The sequence below is a fragment of the Roseovarius halophilus (ex Wu et al. 2025) genome, assembly GCF_047086965.1.
This window is the reverse complement of the sequence record NZ_JBKOTX010000568.1, coordinates 1-453: the sequence shown is the minus strand read 5'-3', so window position 1 is coordinate 453 and position 453 is coordinate 1. Positions and strand designations below refer to the sequence as shown.

Below are 453 nucleotides of genomic sequence, written 5' to 3'. Positions count from 1 at the left end.
CTGGCGCAGTATCGGGCCTTCGAGGCGGAGGCCGCGACGGGCGGTGCCGATCGACTTGCCAGCCTGCAAGGGCTCTTGAGGGATATTCCCGACGGAAAATAACGCTTGACGGGAAGATACACTCGCTGCGATATGTTTGTCAAAACATATCAGCAGGGAGCTCCCTCGATGTTCAAGCCTGTCCTGTCACGTGCCGCCGCGCTCGTGCTTGCCGTCCTCGCGCCCTGCATCGTCAAGGCTGAGCAGATCACCGTCTTTGCCGCCGCCAGCATGACCAATGCCATGGCCGAGGTGGCGGAGCGGTTCGAGGCTGCCACCGGACATGACGTGACCGTGTCGCTCGCCGGCTCCTCCGCGCTTGCCCGCCAGATCCAGCACGGCGCGCCGGCCGACATCTACATCTCGGCGAACCCGGGATGGATGGACAGGCTGCAAGAGGACGGGCTTGTCGAG

1 protein-coding gene is annotated in these 453 nt (G+C 64.0%); it reads left to right on the top strand.

Annotation, left to right across the window (positions count from 1 at the left end):
• Positions 1 to 168 precede the first annotated feature (168 nt).
• A partial coding sequence (gene modA, locus ACH107_RS33535; RefSeq protein WP_412509889.1) for a molybdate ABC transporter substrate-binding protein occupies positions 169 to 453 on the top strand: 285 nt, incomplete at its 3' end.